Raw genomic sequence first — 3118 nt, 5'->3', positions numbered from 1 at the left:
AACCCCTTCGTCTCACCGCCTATCCTCCATCCCGCCAAGCTGCGCTGTGGCGGGAGTACCCCGGAGGTTCTGATGGAAGCCACCTAGGAGGCCCCGCACCACTAGCGCCAATGCAGCTTTCTTTCCAAGAGCAGTTTCCCTGCTCGCGCCAGCGGGACGGAGCCCTCAGAGCCCCTAGCTTCAGCCGCGGGGTAGTTTACCGCAATCCCCAAAAGAATGGCTTGACCCTGCCATTAGAAAGGGGCTCTCTCTAATTCCAGTCGGAGCGAAAGGATTTGAACCTTCGACCCCCACTACCCCAAAGTGGTGCGCTACCAAGCTGCGCTACGCCCCGACGCACCTAAGCCAGAGAAAATCTCTGGAGGTGCTTTACCAGCTTAGCTTCTAGAACCGGATCCCGGCAAGTGCAAGGCCTTGGTTACCGGATCCTGTAGAACACATGCTAGCATAGCTGAGCTGTCAAAATACCACACGCCCGAACTACCGGGTGTCCTCAACGGGGATCCGTTCGGGCGGAGGCTAACCCGTAGGAGATAACCAACTCATGAGCGTAGTCAGTTTGCCTCAACTGCTGGAGGCAGGGGTACACTTCGGCCACAAGGCCAGCCGCTGGAACCCCAAGATGCGGCCCTACATTTTCGCCGAGCGCAACGGCATTCACATCATCGACCTGGTGCAGACGGCCCGTTACCTCAACGAAGCCTATGAATACGTGCGGGAGGGGGCCGAAAAGGGGTGGCGTTTCCTGTTTGTCGGCACCAAACGGCAAGCCGCCGGGATCATCGCCCATGAGGCCACTCGCTGTGGCAGCTACTACGTCAACCAGCGCTGGCTGGGGGGCATGCTCACCAACTGGGCCACCATCAAAACCCGCATCGACCGCCTCAAGGAAATCGAGGAGATGCAGAGCAGCGGCCTGCTGGATCGCCTGCCTAAGCAAGAAGCGGCCCGCCTAAAACGGGAATTGGCCAAGTTGGAGAAGTACTTGGGCGGCATCAAAACTATGCGCAAGCTCCCCGACGCGGTAATCATCGTCGATCAGCGGCGGGAGGCCAACGCCGTTCAGGAATGTATCAAGCTCAAGATTCCGATCATCTCGCTGCTGGATACCAACTGCGATCCTGACCTGAGCGATGTCTTCATCCCCTCTAACGACGACGCCATCCGAGCGATTAAGCTGATTGTAGGCAAGCTGGCCGATGCCATCTACGAAGGGCGACATGGGCAGCTCGACACAGTCGAAGAGGATGAGTACGACTACGAGGGGGCCATGGACATGGATCTAGAGGATGACATTCTGGAAGATGTGGAGGATGAAGAGGAGGGGGATCCCGAGCAGGGAGAGTAACCCTTGGGCCGAGGGTGGGGATCCTGGGTGGTTCGAGTTGCTCCCTGTCCATCCTTTCTCCAGAAGCCTGTATCCTTAAAATCCAGATTCATCCTTTGTTCTGCTCCTGCCTATCCTCTGCATCCGGTCACATCCTTTCTGCCTCTTTGTACGATGTGAGATTTGAGGAACCCTCATGAGTATTGATGCCAAATTGGTCAAAGAGCTGCGCGAAAAGACGGGCGCAGGCATGATGGACTGTAAAAAAGCCCTGGAAGAGTCCGGTGGCGATATGGAGAAAGCCATCACCTGGCTGCGGCAGAAAGGGTTGGCAGGGGCAGCCAAAAAGGCCAGTCGCGTGGCGGCTGAGGGGGTTGTCGATAGCTACATCCACTTCGGCAACCGGATCGGTGTGTTGGTGGAGGTGAACTGCGAGACGGATTTTGTGGCCCGCAACGAAGACTTTAAGAAGCTGGTGCAAGATATTGCCAAGCAGATTGCCGCCTGCCAAAGCGTGGAGTACGTCAGCATTGACCAGATCCCTCCCGAAGTGGTGGAGCGGGAAAGGGCCATCGAGATGGGCAAAGAGGATCTGGCCAGCAAGCCTGAAAACGTGCGGGAAAAGATCGTGCAGGGCCGCATCGAGAAGCGCCTGAAAGAGCTGTCCTTGATGGATCAGCCCTTTATTAAAGATTCCTCGATTACCGTAGAGGAATTGGTGAAGCAGCACATTGCCAAGCTAGGGGAAAACATCCGGGTGCGGCGGTTTGCCCGCTTCGTCTTGGGAGAAGGGATCGAGAAACAAGAAGCGGATTTTGCCGCTGAGGTGGCCGCTCAGGCCGGTCTCAAGCCAGCACAGCCAGCGCAAGTGGCAGAAGTTGCAGCCGCTCCTCCCGCAGAACCTGTGGCTGACCAACCTGCTGCCGAACCTCCAGCAGAGTCCGTTGCCCCAGAACCCGTCGTCGCAGAATCTGCTGACGCAGAGCCAGCGCCTGCTGCTGAGGGCAAGCCCTCCAAAAAGGGCTCCACCAAGAAGAAGAAATAAGCCCATTCCACGCTGCGGATGGATCCCTGAATTCACCCCGATTGGTGGAAGCAGCCTACTCGGTGGGCCTCTCCACCCTGAGGGGGGCTGGCTAGGTGGTGACTTCCTCACGGGAAGCGTCCTGGGAGGGTATTTGGGGCTTTCCTCCCTTTTTGCCTTGGCACGGCAAAGTGTGAACTGAAGAACAGCTCTTTTGATTGCTGGCCATGAGCTACCTTTTGCGCAATGTGCTGATTCCCACCGCCACCGGCTACGAGACTACAAATGTCCGCATTGAAGGGGAGCGGATCGCTGCCATCGGCAAAGAGCTGGCGGCAGTGGGCCCAGATGGCGTAGAGCTCGATGCCCACAACAAGCTTTTGTTGCCCGGCTTTGTCAACGCTCACACCCACTCTTCGGAGCTGTGGCAAAGAGGGATCATCCCGCCCTACCCGCTGGAGCTGTGGCTGGCACAACTGCACGAGTACGCGCTCCCGGATCCAGAAAAGATTTATCTCAGCGCCCTGGCGACAGCGGTGGAAACCTTGCTCAGTGGCGGCACGACCGTAGTGGATCACCTAATCCTCATCCCTGGCCAGGAGCTGGCCACCCTCGAGGCGGCGGTGCGGGCCTACCGAGAAGTCGGGATCCGCGCTTTCATCGGCCCCCTGCTCCAGGATCAAGCCCTCTCTCAGGGGTTGCCCAGCGGCTCCTTTTCGGATCGGGAGCTGGAAACCTATCCTCTCTCCACAGCGGAGGTGTTGGCC

The 3118-nt window shown here is 58.1% G+C and carries 2 protein-coding genes, 1 tRNA gene and 1 pseudogene; 3 read left to right on the top strand and 1 reads right to left on the bottom strand.

Going from position 1 to position 3118, the window contains the following annotated elements; all coding sequences use genetic code 11:
- Positions 1-260: 260 nt before the first annotated feature.
- Positions 261-334 (bottom strand) — tRNA-Pro (locus NW809_RS11565).
- Between the two features lie 210 nt (positions 335-544).
- On the opposite strand from NW809_RS11565, the gene rpsB reads away from it, so the two are divergent.
- The 3 genes and pseudogenes from rpsB to NW809_RS11550 all read left to right on the top strand — a co-directional run.
- Positions 545-1348, top strand: coding sequence for a 30S ribosomal protein S2 (rpsB, locus tag NW809_RS11560; protein ID WP_011430474.1), 804 nt, complete (start codon positions 545-547; stop codon positions 1346-1348).
- Positions 1349-1523: 175 nt separating this feature from the next.
- Positions 1524-2168 (top strand): annotated as a pseudogene (gene tsf / locus NW809_RS11555) (translation elongation factor Ts); the annotation flags it as partial.
- Positions 2169-2578: 410 nt separating this feature from the next.
- Positions 2579-3118, top strand: a 540-nt coding sequence (locus tag NW809_RS11550) for an amidohydrolase family protein (protein WP_414402195.1), incomplete at its 3' end; no start/stop codon positions are given.

The organism is Synechococcus sp. WC101 (genome assembly GCF_047461555.1).
GTDB lineage: Bacteria > Cyanobacteriota > Cyanobacteriia > Thermostichales > Thermostichaceae > Thermostichus.
The sequence above is the reverse complement of the archived record's forward strand: the minus strand, read 5'-3'. Positions and strand labels throughout refer to the sequence as shown.

What these genes read in the sequence shown, in the direction of transcription:
- rpsB (WP_011430474.1), top strand. Translation starts at nt 545, where the DNA reads ATGAGCGTAGTCAGTTTGCCTCAACTGCTGGAGGCAGGGGTACACTTC.